The organism is Massilia sp. IC2-278, assembly GCF_020708045.1.
Lineage (GTDB): Bacteria > Pseudomonadota > Gammaproteobacteria > Burkholderiales > Burkholderiaceae_D > Telluria.
Genome location: NZ_JAJFES010000001.1, coordinates 459593 through 475543 on the forward strand (window position 1 = coordinate 459593; position 15951 = coordinate 475543).

At 66.1% G+C, this 15951-nt stretch carries 14 protein-coding genes and 1 pseudogene; 10 read left to right on the forward strand and 5 right to left on the reverse strand.

Translation table 11 applies throughout. From position 1 onward, the window contains the following. Positions 1-3 precede the first annotated feature (3 nt). From mshL to LK540_RS02060, 3 genes are read left to right on the forward strand one after another with little or no spacing between them, the layout of a single operon-like run. Positions 4-1818, forward strand: coding sequence for a pilus (MSHA type) biogenesis protein MshL (mshL, locus tag LK540_RS02050; protein ID WP_374041308.1), 1815 nt, complete (start codon positions 4-6; stop codon positions 1816-1818). Then, positions 1818-2708: an ExeA family protein gene (locus tag LK540_RS02055; protein WP_229435363.1), complete on the forward strand. Its 891-nt coding sequence runs from the start codon at positions 1818-1820 to the stop codon at positions 2706-2708. The genes mshL and LK540_RS02055 overlap by 1 nt, the downstream gene beginning before the upstream one ends. Then, positions 2705-4006, forward strand: a complete 1302-nt coding sequence (locus LK540_RS02060; RefSeq protein WP_229435364.1) for a tetratricopeptide repeat protein — start codon at positions 2705-2707, stop codon at positions 4004-4006. Before LK540_RS02055 ends, LK540_RS02060 begins: the two co-directional genes overlap by 4 nt. On the opposite strand, the gene LK540_RS02065 is transcribed toward LK540_RS02060, so the two are convergent. Further along, the gene (locus tag LK540_RS02065; RefSeq protein ID WP_229435910.1) at positions 4003-4884 is read right to left on the reverse strand and encodes a LysR substrate-binding domain-containing protein; all 882 of its coding nucleotides are present in this window, start codon (positions 4882-4884) and stop codon (positions 4003-4005) included. The genes LK540_RS02060 and LK540_RS02065 overlap by 4 nt on opposite strands. 88 nt (positions 4885-4972) lie before the next feature. On the opposite strand from LK540_RS02065, the pseudogene LK540_RS02070 reads away from it, so the two are divergent. After that, positions 4973-5739, forward strand: a pseudogene (locus LK540_RS02070) (sulfite exporter TauE/SafE family protein). A 154-nt stretch (positions 5740-5893) separates the two neighbouring features. Here the strand turns inward: LK540_RS02070 and LK540_RS02075 are convergent. After that, positions 5894-7051 carry a pyridoxal phosphate-dependent aminotransferase gene (locus LK540_RS02075; RefSeq protein WP_229435365.1) on the reverse strand — a complete coding sequence of 386 codons (1158 nt, stop codon included), beginning with the start codon at positions 7049-7051 and terminating at the stop codon, positions 5894-5896. A 43-nt stretch (positions 7052-7094) separates the two neighbouring features. Further along, positions 7095-7544, reverse strand: a complete 450-nt coding sequence (locus LK540_RS02080) for a putative toxin-antitoxin system toxin component, PIN family (RefSeq protein ID WP_229435366.1) — start codon at positions 7542-7544, stop codon at positions 7095-7097. 44 nt (positions 7545-7588) lie between these two features. Between LK540_RS02080 and yaaA the strand changes: the two genes are divergently transcribed. Then, positions 7589-8359, forward strand: coding sequence for a peroxide stress protein YaaA (yaaA, locus tag LK540_RS02085; RefSeq protein ID WP_229435367.1), 771 nt, complete (start codon positions 7589-7591; stop codon positions 8357-8359). Positions 8360-8611: 252 nt separating this feature from the next. On the opposite strand, the gene LK540_RS02090 is transcribed toward yaaA, so the two are convergent. After that, on the reverse strand, positions 8612-9454 hold the full coding sequence (locus LK540_RS02090) for an outer membrane protein assembly factor BamD (RefSeq protein ID WP_229435368.1): 843 nt from the start codon (positions 9452-9454) through the stop codon (positions 8612-8614). Between the two features lie 64 nt (positions 9455-9518). Between LK540_RS02090 and LK540_RS02095 the strand changes: the two genes are divergently transcribed. Beyond that, positions 9519-10553, forward strand: a complete 1035-nt coding sequence (locus tag LK540_RS02095) for an RluA family pseudouridine synthase (protein WP_229435369.1) — start codon at positions 9519-9521, stop codon at positions 10551-10553. After that, positions 10553-11329, forward strand: coding sequence for a peptidoglycan editing factor PgeF (gene pgeF, locus LK540_RS02100; RefSeq protein WP_229435370.1), 777 nt, complete (start codon positions 10553-10555; stop codon positions 11327-11329). The genes LK540_RS02095 and pgeF overlap by 1 nt, the downstream gene beginning before the upstream one ends. 26 nt (positions 11330-11355) lie before the next feature. Here pgeF and LK540_RS02105 read toward each other — a convergent pair whose 3' ends face one another. Beyond that, positions 11356-11709 (reverse strand): hypothetical protein, encoded by a 354-nt coding sequence (locus LK540_RS02105; RefSeq protein ID WP_229435371.1) that lies wholly within the window; start codon positions 11707-11709, stop codon positions 11356-11358. A gap of 44 nt (positions 11710-11753) precedes the next feature. Here LK540_RS02105 and phaC point away from each other — a divergent pair, with 44 nt between their 5' ends. The 3 genes from phaC to rimO all read left to right on the forward strand — a co-directional run bounded on the left by phaC (position 11754) and on the right by rimO (position 15888). Beyond that, a complete protein-coding gene (gene phaC, locus LK540_RS02110) occupies positions 11754-13520 on the forward strand; it encodes a class I poly(R)-hydroxyalkanoic acid synthase (protein WP_229435372.1) in 1767 nt (588 codons plus the stop codon). Positions 13521-13719: 199 nt separating this feature from the next. Then, positions 13720-14280 (forward strand): polyhydroxyalkanoate synthesis repressor PhaR, encoded by a 561-nt coding sequence (gene phaR, locus LK540_RS02115; protein ID WP_229435373.1) that lies wholly within the window; start codon positions 13720-13722, stop codon positions 14278-14280. Between the two features lie 198 nt (positions 14281-14478). After that, entirely contained in the window at positions 14479-15888 is a 1410-nt protein-coding gene (gene rimO, locus LK540_RS02120; protein WP_229435374.1) for a 30S ribosomal protein S12 methylthiotransferase RimO, read from the forward strand. Positions 15889-15951: the final 63 nt, after the last annotated feature.

The window sequence follows — 15951 nt, forward strand, 5'->3', positions numbered from 1 at the left end:
AAGATGACGATGAACAAACGTACCCTCAATTCCACCTTGCTCCTCGGCGCCGCCTTCCTGGCCGGTTGCCAGGCTACGCCGCCGCACGCCACCTACGACACCATCAAGCGCGAGGTGGCCAAGGCCAGCGCTGCCAGCGCGCCGGCGCCCGGCACGCCAGCGACCGGCGACGCCGTCGCCGATGCGCTGCTGCCGCCGGCCGCCACCCTGGCGCGCGAGCTGCCGAAGGCGCGCCCGGCCCTGGAGGAACGCTTCAACGTCGCCTTCAACAACGTGCCGGCGCAGCAGTTCTTCCGCTCGATCGTGGCCGGCACCCGCTACAACATGGTGGTGCATCCCGAGGTCAGCGGCAGTATTTCCGCCAACCTGAAGGACGTGACCCTGGTCGAGACCCTGGACGCGATCCGCGACATGTATGGCTACGACTACAAGATCGACGGCACCCGCGTAACCATTCGCCCGCTGACCATGCAGACCCGCATGTTCCGCGTGAACTACCTGGTCGGCAACCGCAGCGGCAGCTCGAACCTGCGCGTGACGTCGACCTCGGTGTCCGATGCCGGCAACAACAACAACGGCAACGGTAACAACCAGGGCTCCGGCAACAACAACCAGAACAACCAGAACAACCGCAACAACAATAACAACAATAACCCGAACGACCCGAACGGCCAGAACGGCTACGGGGTCCAGAGCAGCGACGTCAACACGATCTCGAACAACGACTTCTGGCGCGACCTGGCGCTGTCGCTGGAAGCCATCGTCGGCGGCAAGCAGGGCGGGCGCAGCCTGGTGGTCAGCCCGCAGTCGGGCGTGATCGTGATCCGCGCCATGCCGGAAGAACTGCGCAACGTCGACGCCTACCTGAAGGCGACCCAGCTCTCGGTGGACCGCCAGGTGATCCTGGAAGCGAAGATCCTGGAAGTGGAACTGAACGACCAGTTCCAGAGCGGTATCAACTGGGCCTCGTTCGCCTCGATCAAGAGCTCGCACCCGAACCGCGTCTCCGGCGGCCTGATCTCGCCGGGCACCGGCCTGGCGCCGCTGCCCTACACCGGCGGCCAGCCGCCGGTGATCGCCAACGGCACGGGCCTGGCGGCCAGCACCGGCTTTTCGCTGTCGAACGCGGCGAACGCCGCCGGCTCGCTGTTCGGCCTGGCGGTGCAGACGAATAACTTCGCGGCGCTGATTTCCTTCCTCGAGCAGCAGGGTACGGTGCACGTGCTGTCCAGCCCGCGCATCGCGGCGGTGAACAACCAGAAGGCCGTGCTGAAGATCGGCACCGACGAGTTCTACGTGACCGGCGTGCAGACCAACATCACCAGCAACGCCACCGGCGACACCGTCACGCCAAGCGTGACCCTGCAGCCCTTCTTCTCGGGCGTGGTGCTGGACGTGACGCCGCAGATCGACGACGCCGGCAACATTTTGCTGCACGTGCACCCGTCGGTCAGCCAGGTCAGCACCGTGACCAAGGGCGTGAACCTGGGATCGGCCGGCAACCTGAGCCTGCCGCTGGCGGCGTCGAGCACCTCGGAACTGGACAGTATTGTCCGCGGCCAGGACGGCCAGGTGGTGGCCATCGGCGGCCTGATGCGCCAGGCCTCGACCGACGACACCAGCCAGCTGCCGGGCGCCGGCCGCGTGCCGGTGCTGGGCGCGCTGTTCCGCAACAAGAACAAGGTCAACCAGAAGCGCGAGCTGGTGGTGCTGATCAAGCCGACCATCGTCGACAGCGCCAACAGCTGGAACCAGGACCTGCTGGACGCCACGCGCCGCATCGACCAGCTCGATCCGCGCCAGCTGGAGCGCCGCTGATGTACGAAGCGCATTTCGGCCTGCGCGAGCTGCCGTTCGGGATCACGCCGGACACGAGTTTCTTTTTTGGCAGCCCGCGCTCGCAGGAAGCGCTCAACACCCTGCTGGTCGCGGCGCGCAGCGGCGAAGGCTTTATCAAGATCACGGGGGAGGTCGGTACCGGCAAGACCCTGTTGTGCCGCAAGTTCATGGCGACCCTGGGCGAGGATTTCATCACTGCCTACATCCCGAATCCCTACCTGGAACCGCGCAGCCTGATGCTGGCCCTGGCCGACGAGCTGGAACTGTCGCTGGACCGCGAGGTGGACCAGCACCAGCTCCTGAAGACCATCACCCACCACCTGCTGCGCCTGGCGGGCCAGGACAAGCGCGTGCTGCTGTGCATCGACGAAGCCCAGGCGCTGCCGCTCGAGACCATGGAAGCGCTGCGCCTGCTGACGAACCTGGAAACCGAGAAGCGCAAGCTGCTGCAGATCGTGCTGTTCGGCCAGCCGGAACTGAACCGCAAGCTGGAGCTCGATGCGATCCGCCAGCTGGCCCAGCGCATCACCTTCCACTACCACCTCGGCCCGCTGGGGCGCGACGACCTCGATTACTACGTGGCGCACCGCCTGCGCGTGGCCGGCTTCGGCGGGGCGCGCCTGTTTTCCGCGTCCGCCATCTCCCGTTTGTACCGCGCCAGCGGCGGCATCCCGCGCCTGGTGAACATCCTTGCCCACAAGGCGCTGATGCTGTGCTACGGCCAGGGACGCCAGCAGGTAACGGGCGCGCACGTGGCCGCCGCCGCAGCGGACACCCTGGCGGCGCGGGGCCGCGCCTGGCCCTGGCTGGCCGGCGTTGGCGCACTGGCCGCGATGGCCGCAGGACTTGCCTGGACCTTTGTACGATGAGCCTGATAAATAAAATGCTGCAGGACCTCGACGCGCGCGGCAATGCGCGCAGCGGGGAAATCTCGTCCGACGTGAAGCCGGTGGCGCCGGAAGCGGCGCTGCGCTCGAAGCGGCGGATTGCCGCCATCACCGCCGGCCTGATCGCGGTGGCGCTCGGCGTGACCGGCTGGATGATGTTGCCGCTGAAGGGCAAGAGCTTCGATGCGAAGCCGGTGGCCGTCGTGACGCCGCAGCCTGCGGCGCCGGCCCCGGCCGACCCTGCGCCGGTTGCCGTGGCCGAGGTGGCGCCAGCCGCCGACACGGCCGCACCCGCCGCCCCGGCCGACCCTGGGCCGGCGCCGCGCGCAGCCGAATCCGAAGCGGCGCCGCAGCGCAAGCGTGCCGAGGCTGCCGCTCCCGCGACAGTGCAGCGCGCACCGGCCAGCACGCCTTCGACCACTACCTGGGCCGAGGCGAATGCCCGTGCCCAGGCCGAGCAGGCCCGCCTGGCGCGCCGCTGGGCCGCCGAAACAGCCCGCATTGCCGCGCTGCCCGCCGCCGAACGCGCTGCCGCCGAAAGCCGCTTGCGCGCCGAGCAGGACCGGGCGGCCGTCACCGCGCGCCGTGACGCGGCCTGGGTCGCGGCCCTGAAGCGCAGGGAAAGCGCGGCTGGCGCCATCGCTGCCGAGGCCCCTGCGGTGCCCGCTGCGCCCGCTGTGCCCGCGAGCGGCGCCCAGGGCCGCAGCGAAACCGGTGTCCAGCGCGCCGACAATACCTATCGCCGCGCCCTGGCCAGCCTGCAGGAAGGCCGCGTCAGCGAAGCCATCGCCGGCCTGCAGCAAACCCTGGGCATCAACCCGCGCCACGACACCGCGCGCCAGACCCTGGTCGGCCTGCTGGTCGAGAACAAGCGCAGCGACGAGGCCGTACTGGAGCTGCAGGGCGCGCTGGCGCTGGATGCGCGCCAGCCGGCCATGGCGATGCTGTTGGCGCGCCTGCAGATCGAACGCGGCGGCAACGGCATCGAGACCCTGCTGCGCACCCTGCCTTACGCCAGCGGCAATGGCGAATACCAGGGCTTCCTGGCCGGCGCCCTGCAACGCCAGGGCCGTCACCGCGAGGCGATCGACCAGTACACTGCCGCGCTGCGCGGCGCGCCGAACAACGGCGTATGGTGGATGGGGCTGGGCCTGTCGCTGCAGGCCGAGAAGCGCAACGCCGAGGCGGCCGACGCCTACCGCCGAGCCCAGGCATCGGGAACGCTGTCGGGCGAACTGCAGGGCTTTGTCGAGCGCAAGCTGCAGCAGGTAGCGCGCTAGCCGGCCTCCTGCATCAGCTGGCGCGCCAGCAGGCCGGCATGCGGAGGCAAGGCCGCGAAATCGCGCGCGCACAAATACAGCCGGCGCGCGGCCCAGGCTTCGGCCAGCGGCAAAATCGCCAGGTCGCGCCGGATGGTCGCGGCCAGCGCCGCCGACATGATCGATACGCCGATGCCCGCCTCGACATACATCGCCACATGGTCGCTCGTGCGCAACTGGATGCGGTAGTCCAGCTGGCGTCCCAGGCGCGCGGCGCGTTCGGCCAGGTGGGTTTCGAGTGCGGTGTCCGCCATGCCGACGATCGGCTCGGACAGGATGTCGGCAAAGGCCACGCCCGCCTGCCGCGCCAGCCGGTGCGCATGGCCTGCCACCACCACCAGCTGGTCGCTGGCGATCGGGTGGGCCTGCAGGGTCGTCAATTCCGTGATGTCCGCCACCACGCCCATGTCGGCGCGCTTGTCGACCAGGGCCTGGACGATCTCCACGCTGGGCCGCTCGTCGAGGTCGATCGCCAGGTCGGGATGCGCGGCCAGGAAACGGCATAGCCGGGGCGGCAGGAAGCCGGCCATGGCGGCCGTGTTCGACAGCAGCCGGATGCGGCCCTTCAATCCCGTGGCATAGGTGCGCATCTCGCCGCGCATCTGCTCGACCCCTTCCAGGATGGAGCGTGCGTGCCGCACCAGCGCCTCGCCCGCGGGCGTGGGGCGCACGCCGCGCCGGTTGCGCTCCAGCAGGGGCGCGCCGAGCACTTCTTCCATGCCCGCGATACGCTCGCTGACCGAGGCCAGCGCCAGGTGCATCGCGCGGGCGCCGTGCGTCAGGCTGCCGCATTCCACCACGCTCAGGAAGAGCCGCAAATCCACCAGGTCGAACCGCATGTCGATGCTCCTGCCTTCGTTAAAACCGAAGTCTAGCACCGGAATTGCCAGATTGCCTACGGTGCTGGCCACGACTAGGATGGCTGCCATGGACACGATCTTTCTTACCTTTTCCGCCGGCATCCTGGCGGGTGCCATGAATGCGCTGGCCGGCGGCGGTTCCTTCGTCAGCCTGCCGGCCCTGATGATGGCGGGCGTGCCTCCGGTACAGGCGAATACTTCGAGTACGGTGGCGCTGTTCCCGGGCGGGCTGGCAAGCGCCTGGGCCTACCGCGATGGCCTGGGTCCGATTGGCGGCGTGCCGCTGCGCGCGCTGCTGGGGACGACGCTGGCGGGCGGCCTGATCGGGGCGCTGTTGCTGCTGCATACGCCGGCGACCGCATTCCGTTTCGTGTTGCCCTGGCTGCTGCTGGTGGCGTTGCTGGCCTTGGCCTGCGGGCGGCGCATCGGCGACGCCCTGCGCGCGCGCTGGCGCATCCGCGCGCCTGCCGTGCTGGCGATCCAGTTCGGGCTGGGCGTGTATGGCGGTTATTTCGGCGGTGCGGTCGGCATCATGATGCTGGCGGTCTGGGGCCTGCTCGACCGGCGCGACTTTAACAGCTGAACGCGCCGCGCACGCTGCTGGTGAGCGCGGCGAACACGGTGGCCGTGCTGGCCTTCGTGCTGGCCGATGCCGTGCACTGGCCGGCCACCCTGGGCATGCTGGCCGGCGCGCTGACCGGCGGCTATGGCGGCGCCTGGCTGGGCCGCCGCGCGCCTGCCGACGTGGTGCGCGCCGTCACCTTGCTGGCCACCTCCTGCATCACGGCGGCCTTTTTCGCCAAGACCTACGCACCCGCGCTGCTGGGGCACTAACCGAAGGGAGACATCATGCTGGACGCATTCATGGCAACGATCGGCACGCTGGGCATCATCGCCAGCATCCTGGCCAAACTGGGCAAACCGGACGGGCCAGACAAGGGCTAGCGCGCGATTGGCGCGGCGCGGCGGTTCTTCGCACGGCCGGCATCTACAGGCGCGCCAGCCGCGCCAGCGCCAGCTGCAGGGTATCGTCCTGCTTGGCAAAGCAGAAGCGGACGATGCCCGATTCCCGGACCTGGCTGTAGAAGGCCGAGACCGGAATCGCAGCCACCTTGCATTCGCCCGTGAGCCACTGCGCGAACTCGGCTTCCGGCAGATCGGAGATGGCGCTGTAGTCGACGCACTGGAAATAGGTGCCGTCGGCCGGCAGCAGGCGCAGGCGGGTGTCGGCCAGGCCGGCGCGGAACAGGTCGCGCTTGCGCTGGTAGAAGGCCGGCAGTTCCAGGTAGGGCGCCGGATCGGCCATGTAGCGCGCCAGCCCGTGCTGCATCGGCGTGTTCACGGTGAACACGTTGTACTGGTGCAGCTTGCGAAATTCCGCGCTGAGCGGCGCCGGCGCGGCGACATAGCCCACCTTCCAGCCGGTCACGTGATACGTCTTGCCGAAGCTCGACACCACGAAGGCGCGCTCGGCCAGCACCGGGTGGCTGGCCACCGAGGCGTGGCGCCCGCCGTCGTAGACCATGTGCTCGTAGACCTCGTCCGACAGGATCAGGATATCGGTACCGGCCACGATCTGCGCCAGGCGTTCGAGGTCGGCGCCGCGCAGGATCGAACCGGTCGGGTTGTGCGGCGAGTTGATCACGATCAGGCGGGTGCGCGGCGTGACGGCGGCGGCCAGCCTGTCCCAGGGCACGCTGTAGCCATCCGGGCCGATTTCCATGCAGACCGGCACCGCCACGCCCCCGGCCAGGGCGATCGCCGGAGAATAGCTGTCGTAGGCCGGTTCGATGACGATGGCTTCGTCGCCGGGATGCACGCAGCACAGGATGGCGGTGGTGAGCGCCTGGGTGGCGCCGGCGGTGACGGTGATCTCGGTGCTGGCGTCGTAGGCACGGCCATACAGGCGCCCGATCTTGGCGGCGATCGACTCGCGCAGGGCGGGCACGCCCGGCATCGGCGGGTACTGGTTGTGGCCGGCGCGCATGGCCTCGTTCACGTAATCGAGCAGCAGCGGATCGCAGCCGAAGTCGGGGAAGCCCTGGCCCAGGTTCACGGCGCCATGCTCGAGGGCGAGGGCCGACATGGTGGAGAAGATGGTGGCGCCGACGGCGGGCAGGCGCGACTGCAGTACGGGAGTGCTCATGGTCTTCCGGAATGGTTGCGGGTTTGGCTACGAACTGCCTATTCTAGCTGGCTTGCGCCTGCGCCTTGACCCAGGCTTCAGGCAGCATGATGCGGAACATGCCGGCCTGCTGGGTCTTGCGGCCGAGCTTCAGCAAGGCCTTGTCTTTCGTGACCAGGATGGCGGCCTGCGCGTCGCGCGCCAGTTCCAGGAATTTCTGGTCGTCGCGGTCGCTGCAGACCGGCAGGCGGAACGGCTTGCTGTCCGGCGCCACCACGGCGATCAGGGCGTCGAAGCGGGTGGCGGCCTGTTCGCGGCTGGCTTCGTCGAGCGGCAGGTGAGGGTAGTGCAGCACGACCCGGTATTCGTCGCGGCAGTCGGCGCGCGTGACGGCGCAGACCTCGCCACGCTCGAGCGCATGCAGCAGGCTGTCCCAGCGTTTGTCGTGAAAGACGAACAGATCCAGGCAGACATTGGTATCGAGGACGATGGTTGGTGCGGAAGCGGGTATCATATAGGAAATATTAATTGCTTTTGCGTTTGCGCTGTTAGGTTTCTATGCTGCTTGTCATTTCGCCTGCCAAATCCCTCGACCTCGATACCCCGACTCCCACCCGGGAGCACACGCTCCCCGATTTCATCGACCGCGCCGGCCAGTTGATCGGCGTGCTGCGCGATCTGTCGCCCGGCCAGGTGGGCGATTTGATGCACATTTCCGACGCCTTGGCGGCGCTGAACGTAACGCGCTACGCCAGCTGGACGGCGGACCACGCCGACGGCTACCAGGCCGTGATGGCCTTCGACGGCGACGTTTATGGCGGACTCGATGCGCGCAGCCTGCCGCCCGAGGCGATCGCCTTTGCCCAGCGCCACCTGCGTATCCTGTCGGGCCTGTACGGCCAGCTGCGTCCGCTCGACCTGATCCATCCCTATCGGCTGGAAATGGGCACGAAGCTGGCGAATCCGGGCGGCAAGGATTTGTACACCTTCTGGGGCGAGACCATCACGCGCGCCCTGAATGCCGAGCTGGAGAAGACGGGATCGGCGACGCTGGTCAACCTGGCCTCGGAAGAGTACTTCAAGTCGGTCAAGCCCAAGCTGCTCGCCGCCCCGGTCATCACGCCGGTGTTCGAGGACTGGAAGAATGGAAAGTACAAGATCATTTCCTTCTACGCCAAGCGGGCGCGTGGGATGATGGCGCGCTATGCGATCGAGAACGGGGTCACTGATCCGGAGGCATTGAAGGAATTCGATGTGGATGGGTATGCGTTCGTGCCGGAGGAATCGAAGGAGCGGACCTGGGTATTCCGGCGCAAGATCGACGCGTAATTTCGGCCCGCGGCTTCAACCGTAAGGTGGGCACTCCGTGCCCACGCGGAACGTTGATCAGTGTTGGCAGTGCAAACAGCATTTCGATAACATCATTAGGACCCGACACCGGACGTAGCCGGGCGATCCGCTAACAATATTCCGTGAATACGGCCAACAATGCTCATCGTTCCGCGTGGGCACGGAGTGCCCACCCTACGGACCGTGGCCATATCCCGCGCCAACGATGTTCACATCACCGCAATGCGGTGATTATTTTGCCACCACATCCTTCGGCGCCGGCTTCGGACCCGACTTCGACCAGAACTTCCACCACGGCGCATCGCCGCTGGCGTTCGGGTTGATGAAGCGGCTTTCCGGGTAGTTGCGCAGCAACACGCGCTGGGTGTCGTCGCGCAAGTCGAACATGCCGAGCTTGTCGTAGGAGCGCACCATGATGAACAGTGCTTCCTCGCGCGACGGCGATTCGCTGTAGTCGCTCACCGCACTCTGCGCGCGGTTCAGGGCCGCCATGTAGGCGCCGCGGCGGAAGTAGTAGTTCGCCACGTGCACTTCGTACTGGGCCATCGCGTTGATCAGGTAGTTCAGGCGCGCGACCGCGTCCGGCACGTACTTGCTGTTCGGGTAGCGGTCGACCAGGGCCTTGAACGCGGCGAAGGCCTCGCGCGTGGCACGCGGGTCGCGCTCCGACGGGTCCTGCGAGTAGATGATGCTCAGGAAGCCGATCTGGTCATTGAAATTGATCAGGCCGCGCAGGTAGTACATGTAGTCGACTTGCGGGTGGTTCGGGTGCAGCTTGATGAAGCGCTCGACCGCAGCCAGCGCTTCGGCCTGGTCCTTTGCCTTGTAGTGGGCGTAGGCAATTTCCATCTGTGCCTGGGTGGCATAGGTGCCGAACGGATAGTTCGATTCCAGGCGCTGGAACAGGGCAATCGCGGCTTCGTACTGGCCGGCGCTCATCTCTTCGCGTGCCTCAGCGTATAATTTCTCCGCTGACCACTTCTGGGTCTCGTCGGTTTTCGACGGCAACATGCCGCAACCGGACAGGGCCAGCAAGGCACTCGTAGCAACCACCACCAACAATTTTTTTTGCATAGCTTTTTGCAGAAAAGTTTTACCTAGATTCAACGAACGGCTGATTATAGCCGATGGGACTGACGTGATATTAACTCCTGCGCCGAATTCGGCGGAATTGCCCCTGGACCCCGAGTTCGACGACGACATCGTTGCCGAGTTCCCTCCTGCGACCGGCATCGACCTTTCTCCAATCACCCTGCACCTGGACGCCGACGCCTGCGGCCAGCGCCTCGACAAGGTCGTCGCCGCGCTGGTGCCGCAGTTCTCGCGCAGCCGCCTGCAGCTGTGGTTCGAGGGCGGCCACGTGCTGGTCGACGGCAAGCCGGCACGCGGCAAGAACACCGCCTACGGCGACGAAACCGTGGTCGTCGAGCCGCAGCCGGCGCCCGAGGACACCGCCTTTGCGCCCGAAGAAATCGCCCTGAACATCGTTTATGAAGACGAGCACATCATGGTGATCAACAAGCCGGCCGGCCTGGTCGTGCACCCGGGCGCCGGCAACTGGTCGGGCACGCTGCTCAACGGCCTGCTGCACCATGCCCCGCAACTGGCCTCGGTGCCGCGCGCCGGCATCGTGCACCGCCTCGACAAGGATACCAGCGGGTTGATGGTCGTCGGCAAGACCCTGGCCGCCCAGACCGACCTGGTGCGCCAATTGCAGGCGCGCACCGTGAAGCGCGAATACTTTGCGCTGGTGTGGGGCACGCCGAACCTGTCGGGCACCATCGATGCGCCGATGGGCCGTCACCCGAAGGACCGCGTCAAGATGGCGGTCTCGACCGGCATGGGCGCGAAACCGGCGATCACCCACTACGAGCGCGTGGCCGAGGGCATGCTGGACCGCCGTCCGGTCAGCCTGGTGCGCTGCTCGCTGGAAACCGGCCGCACCCACCAGATCCGCGTGCACATGCTGTCGATCGGCTTCGGCCTGGTCGGCGACTCGGTGTATGGCAAGACCCACCTGAGCCCGGTGTTCCACCGCCAGGCCCTGCAGGCGCGCCGTCTCGGCCTGGTGCACCCGGCCACGGGCGAGCACTGCGAATGGATCGTGCCGCTGGCCGCCGACTTTGCCGAACTGATCGCCCAGGCCGGCATCGAAGAACCGGAAGCCGTGTAATGGACGCGGCCAGCCTGATCGTCCCGGAATGGCCGGATGCGCCGGCGAACATCGGCGCACTGGCCACCACGCGCGCCGGCGGCGTGTCGCAGGGGCCGTACGACGACGGCCTCGGCGGCGGCGGGCTGAACCTCGGCCTGCACGTCAACGACGACCCGCAGGCTGTGGCCGAGAACCGCGCCCGCCTGCAGGCCTTATTGCCGGGCCGGCCGGCCTGGATTTCGCAGGTGCATGGCAACGGCGTGGTCGATGCGGCGACGGTCGGCCCGGACCAGCCGGTGCGCGTAGGTGACGCCAGCATTGCAGTGCAGCCGGGCGTGGTGTGCGCCATCCTCACCGCCGACTGCCTGCCGGTGCTGTTTGCCGACCGTGGCGGCAAGGTGGTGGGTGCGGCGCATGCCGGCTGGCGCGGCCTGGCCGGCGGAGTATTGGGAGAAACCCTGAAGGCGATGCGCGCGGCAGGGGCAGGGGAGATCACCGCCTGGATGGGGCCGGCGATCGGCCCGCTGGCCTTCGAGGTGGGGCAGGACGTGTTCGACAGTTTTGCCGCGGCCTTGCCGGGCGTGGACATCGGCTTTGCCTTCCGTCGCCAGCCTGAACTCGGCGGCAAGTACCTGGCCGATATCTTCGCGCTGGCGCGGCTGATGCTGGAACGCGATGGGGTGACCAGCATTGCCGGCGGCATCCATTGCACCGCCACCGAGCGCGACCGTTTTTATTCGTACCGCCGCGACGGCGTGACGGGGCGCCAGGCGAGTTTGATCTGGCTCAAGTGAGGCTGGCCGGCGTCATCAATACTCTGTCAGTCGCCGCCGCCTCCACCGCCACCATCGCCGCCGCAGTCACCGCCGCTGCCGCTGTCCGCACTGCCGCAGTGGCTGCTATGGCTGTTGTCGGAGGAGGGCAGGAAGAAGCCCGGGCTCGTCAACGGCACGCTGGCGTCGGCGCCGTCAGGCCGGGTTCCGGGCCTTGCTGTCGAGTAAGCCGATGCGTCGGCGCGACGCTGGCGCCGCTTTCCCGCCCCGGCGATATAAAAAAGTATAGACAAGGGCAACACGCAATAGCCGAAAAAAGTCATAATTCCGGCGATCACCGAGGTTTCGGTTGCCGCCATCAGGATGACGACATAGGCCCAGCCGACTGCAACGATCCACATGCTTTTCTCCAGTTGACCACCGATTCTAAACAACGGACGCCGACATGAACATGCCCGACCCCCACGCTTTTGCCGCTTCCTGGATGAACCAGCTGACCGATCCGTCGGCCTGGCAAGGGTGGCTCAAGATGCCGGCCGTGAATGGCGCCCCTGCCAATCCGCTGAACGGCGCCGCGCTCGGCGCCAACCCGCTGGCCGGTATCCTGAAGGACTTTCAGGTTAGCATTGCGCCGGCCCGCCTGGAAACCTTGCGCCAGGACTATTTGCAGAAAGCCGGCAAACTCTGGCAAGAAATGATGCTCGGCAAAACCCCCGAGCTGCACGACCGCCGCTTCTCCGCTTCCGAATGGACGGCGAATCCCTTCTCGGCCTTCTCGGCCGCTTCCTACCTGCTGAACGCCGAGTTCATGCTGGCACTGGCCGATGCCGTCGAGGCGCCGCCGCGCGAACACCAGAAGATCCGCTTCGCGGTGCAGCAAATGGTCGACGCCATGTCGCCGGCGAACTTCCTGGCGACGAACCCGGAAGCGCAGAAGAAGATGCTCGACACCAAGGGCGAAAGCCTGAACCAGGGCTTGCAGAACATGCTGGCCGACATGCAGAAGGGCCGCATCTCGCAGTCCGACGAGTCGGCCTTCGAGGTCGGCGTAAACGTCGCCACCACACCGGGCCAGGTGGTCTACGAGAACGAACTGTTCCAGCTGATCCAGTACAGCCCGGCCACACCGACGGTGCGTGAAGTGCCGTTGCTGATGATCCCGCCCTGCATCAACAAGTTCTACATCCTCGATCTGCAGCCGGAAAATTCCGTGGTCCGCTACGTGGTGGAGCAGGGCAATACCGTGTTCATGGTGTCCTGGCGTAACCCGGACAAGTCCATGGGTGCGCTGGGCTGGGACGACTACGTCGAGCGCGGCGCCATCGAGGCCATCGGCGTGGTGCGCGAGATCACCGGCCAGCCGAAGACCCACGTGTTCGGCTTCTGCGTCGGCGGCACGATTGCCGCCAGTGCGCTGGCGGTGCTGGCGGCGCGCGGCCAGCAGCCGGCGGCCAGCCTCAGCTTGCTGACCACGCTGCTCGACTTCGACGACACCGGCGTGCTCGAAGTCTTCGTCGACGAAACCCAGGTGGCGCTGCGCGAGCAGAACCTGGCCAAGGGCGGCATCATGCCGGGCCGCGACCTGGCCACCACCTTCTCGGCCCTGCGCCCGAACGACCTGGTCTGGAACTACGTGCAGCAGAACTACCTGAAGGGCAAGACCCCGCCGGCCTTCGATCTGCTGTACTGGAACGCCGACAGCACCAACCTGCCGGGACCGATGTTCTGCTGGTACCTGCGCAACACCTACCTGGAAAACAAGCTCAAGCATCCAGGCAAGCTGACCGTCTGCGGCGAGCAGGTCGACCTGGGCCGCATTGACGCCCCGGTCTTCATCTACGGTTCGAAGGAAGACCACATCGTGCCCTGGACCGCCGCCTTTGCCTCGATGAATTTGCTGAACCCGAAAAAGGCCAAGGCGAACCGCTTCGTACTGGGGGCGTCGGGCCACATCGCCGGCGTGATCAACCCGGCCTCGAAGGGCAAGCGCAGTTACTGGGTGAATGAAAAGAACGGCAAGACCCGTCCGCGCACGCCGCAGGACTGGTTCGCCGGCGCGGTCGAGCACAAGGGCAGCTGGTGGCCGGAATGGGCCCGCTTCCTTCAGGAAAATGGCGGAGCGGAAGTGCCGGCGCCGGGCCAAGCCGGCAACGAGCAATACCTGCCATCCGAGCCGGCGCCGGGGCGTTACGTCAAGGTACGTGCCGATTAAGCAGATACAGATGAGCGTGCGGGTATTGCTTAGAAATAAATTGGGTGGTAAAACCATTAATTGCTGCACCTGCACCAACAATCGCGGATTGTTGATCCTGTAGAGCAATACGGAGACAGCAGGAACCGGTGCATACCGGCTGTATGGTCATCATTCAAAAGCGGGGCCGATGAAGCCTGCGCAACACATGGAACTTGAGATGAGTAGTGCAAAAAACAGTACTGAACGCCTGATCAAGAAATACCCGAACCGTCGTCTGTACGACACCCAGACCAGCTCCTACATCACCCTGACGGATGTGAAGCAGCTGGTGCTGGATGCCGACGAGTTCACCGTGGTGGACGCCAAGTCGAACGAGGACCTGACGCGCAGCATCCTGCTGCAGATCATCCTCGAAGAGGAAGCGAACGGCGTGCCGATGTTCTCGAGCTCGGTGCTGGCCCAGATCATCCGCTACTACGGCCACGCGATGCAGGGCATGATGGGGTCTTACCTGGAAAAGAATGTCCAGGCGTTCACCGACATCCAGAACAAGTTCACCAGCAACGCCGCCGGCGCGTTGGAAGGCAAGCCCTTCAGCCCGGAAATGTGGACCCAGTTCATGAACGTCCAGGGCCCGATGATGCAGGGCATGATGAACAACTACATCGACCAGAGCAAGAATTTGTTCGTGCAGATGCAGGAGCAGATGCAGAACCAGAGCAAGGCCCTGTTCAGCGCCTTCCCGTTCCCGCCGGTGCCGCCCACCGATAAGAAGTAGGGTGGGTTCGTCATCGATGCCCCCGGCATCAATGACCCCACCGTTTCTGAACCGGCGCATCGTTACCCGAACGGCAACGATGCGCCGCGCAACAACACCTCCGCCCCACGACGGACGGCAAAAACGGCCCCCCGGTTTTCCGGGAGCGCCGCTTCGGGTACAATCGCGGATTGCCCAGAACATTTGCCGTCCTTCTCCATGACCGAACTCCGTCGTAATCCTCTCCCCACCAGTATCGATGCTGTCACCGGCGCCGCCGTTGCCCCGAAGGTCGGCTTCGTTTCGCTCGGCTGCCCGAAGGCGCTGGTCGACTCCGAGCAGATCCTGACCCAGCTGCGTGCCGAGGGCTACCAGACCGCCAAGTCCTACGACGGCGCCGACCTGGTGATCGTCAACACCTGCGGCTTCATCGATGCCGCGGTGCAGGAGTCGCTCGACGCCATCGGTGAGGCTCTGGCCGAGAACGGCAAAGTGATCGTCACCGGCTGCCTGGGCGCGAAGAAGGATGCCGCGGGCCAGGACATCATCACCAAGGTGCACCCGAAGGTGCTGGCCGTGACCGGTCCGCACGCCGTGGCCGAAGTCATGAACTCGGTCCACACCCACCTGCCGAAGCCGCACGATCCCTTCATCGACCTGGTGCCGGACCACGGCGTCAAGCTGACCCCGAAGCACTACGCCTACCTGAAGATTTCCGAAGGCTGCAACCACCGCTGCAGCTTCTGCATCATCCCGTCGATGCGCGGCGACCTGGTCTCGCGCCCGATCCACGAAGTGCTGACCGAAGCGGAAAACCTGTTCAAGGCCGGCGTCAAGGAACTGCTGGTCATTTCGCAGGATACCTCGGCCTACGGCGTGGACGTGAAGTTCCGCACCGGCTTCTGGAACGGCCGCCCGGTCAAGACCCACATGACCCAGCTGGTGGAAGCCCTGGGCCAGCTGGCGCGCCAGTACGACGCTTGGGTGCGCCTGCACTACGTCTACCCGTATCCGCACGTCGACCAGGCGATCCCGCTGATGGGCGATGGCCACGTGCTGCCTTATCTCGACATCCCGATGCAGCACGCGCACCCGGACGTCCTGAAACGCATGAAGCGTCCGGCCAGCGGCGAAAAGAACCTGGACCGCATCCTTGCCTGGCGCAAGATGAACCCGGACCTGACGATCCGCTCGACTTTCATCGCCGGCTTCCCGGGCGAAACCGAAGCCGAGTTCGAGTACCTGCTGGACTTCCTGCGCGAAGCGCAGATCGACCGCCTGGGCTGCTTCGCCTACTCGCCGGTGGAAGGCGCGACCGCCAACCTGCTGGACAACCCTGTGCCGGAAGAAGTGCGCGAAGAACGCCGCGCGCGCGTCATGCTGCTGCAGGAAGAAATCTCCGCCAAGCGCCTGCAGGCGAAAGTCGGCAAGACCATGCGTGTGATCATCGACGAAGTCAATCCGCGCGAAGCCATCGGCAGGTCGAGCGCCGACGCCCCGGAAATCGACGGCGTCGTCCACATCAAGCGCTCGCTGGTGCCCGGCAAGACCAAGCTCGCCGTCGGCCAGTTCGCCGACGTCGTCATCACCAAGGCCGACGCCCACGACCTGTGGGCCAGCGTCGCGTAAATGATCGCCAAGCCGGGCCCGGAAATGCGCCCGGTTTTCGTAGGGTGGACACCTGTGTCCACG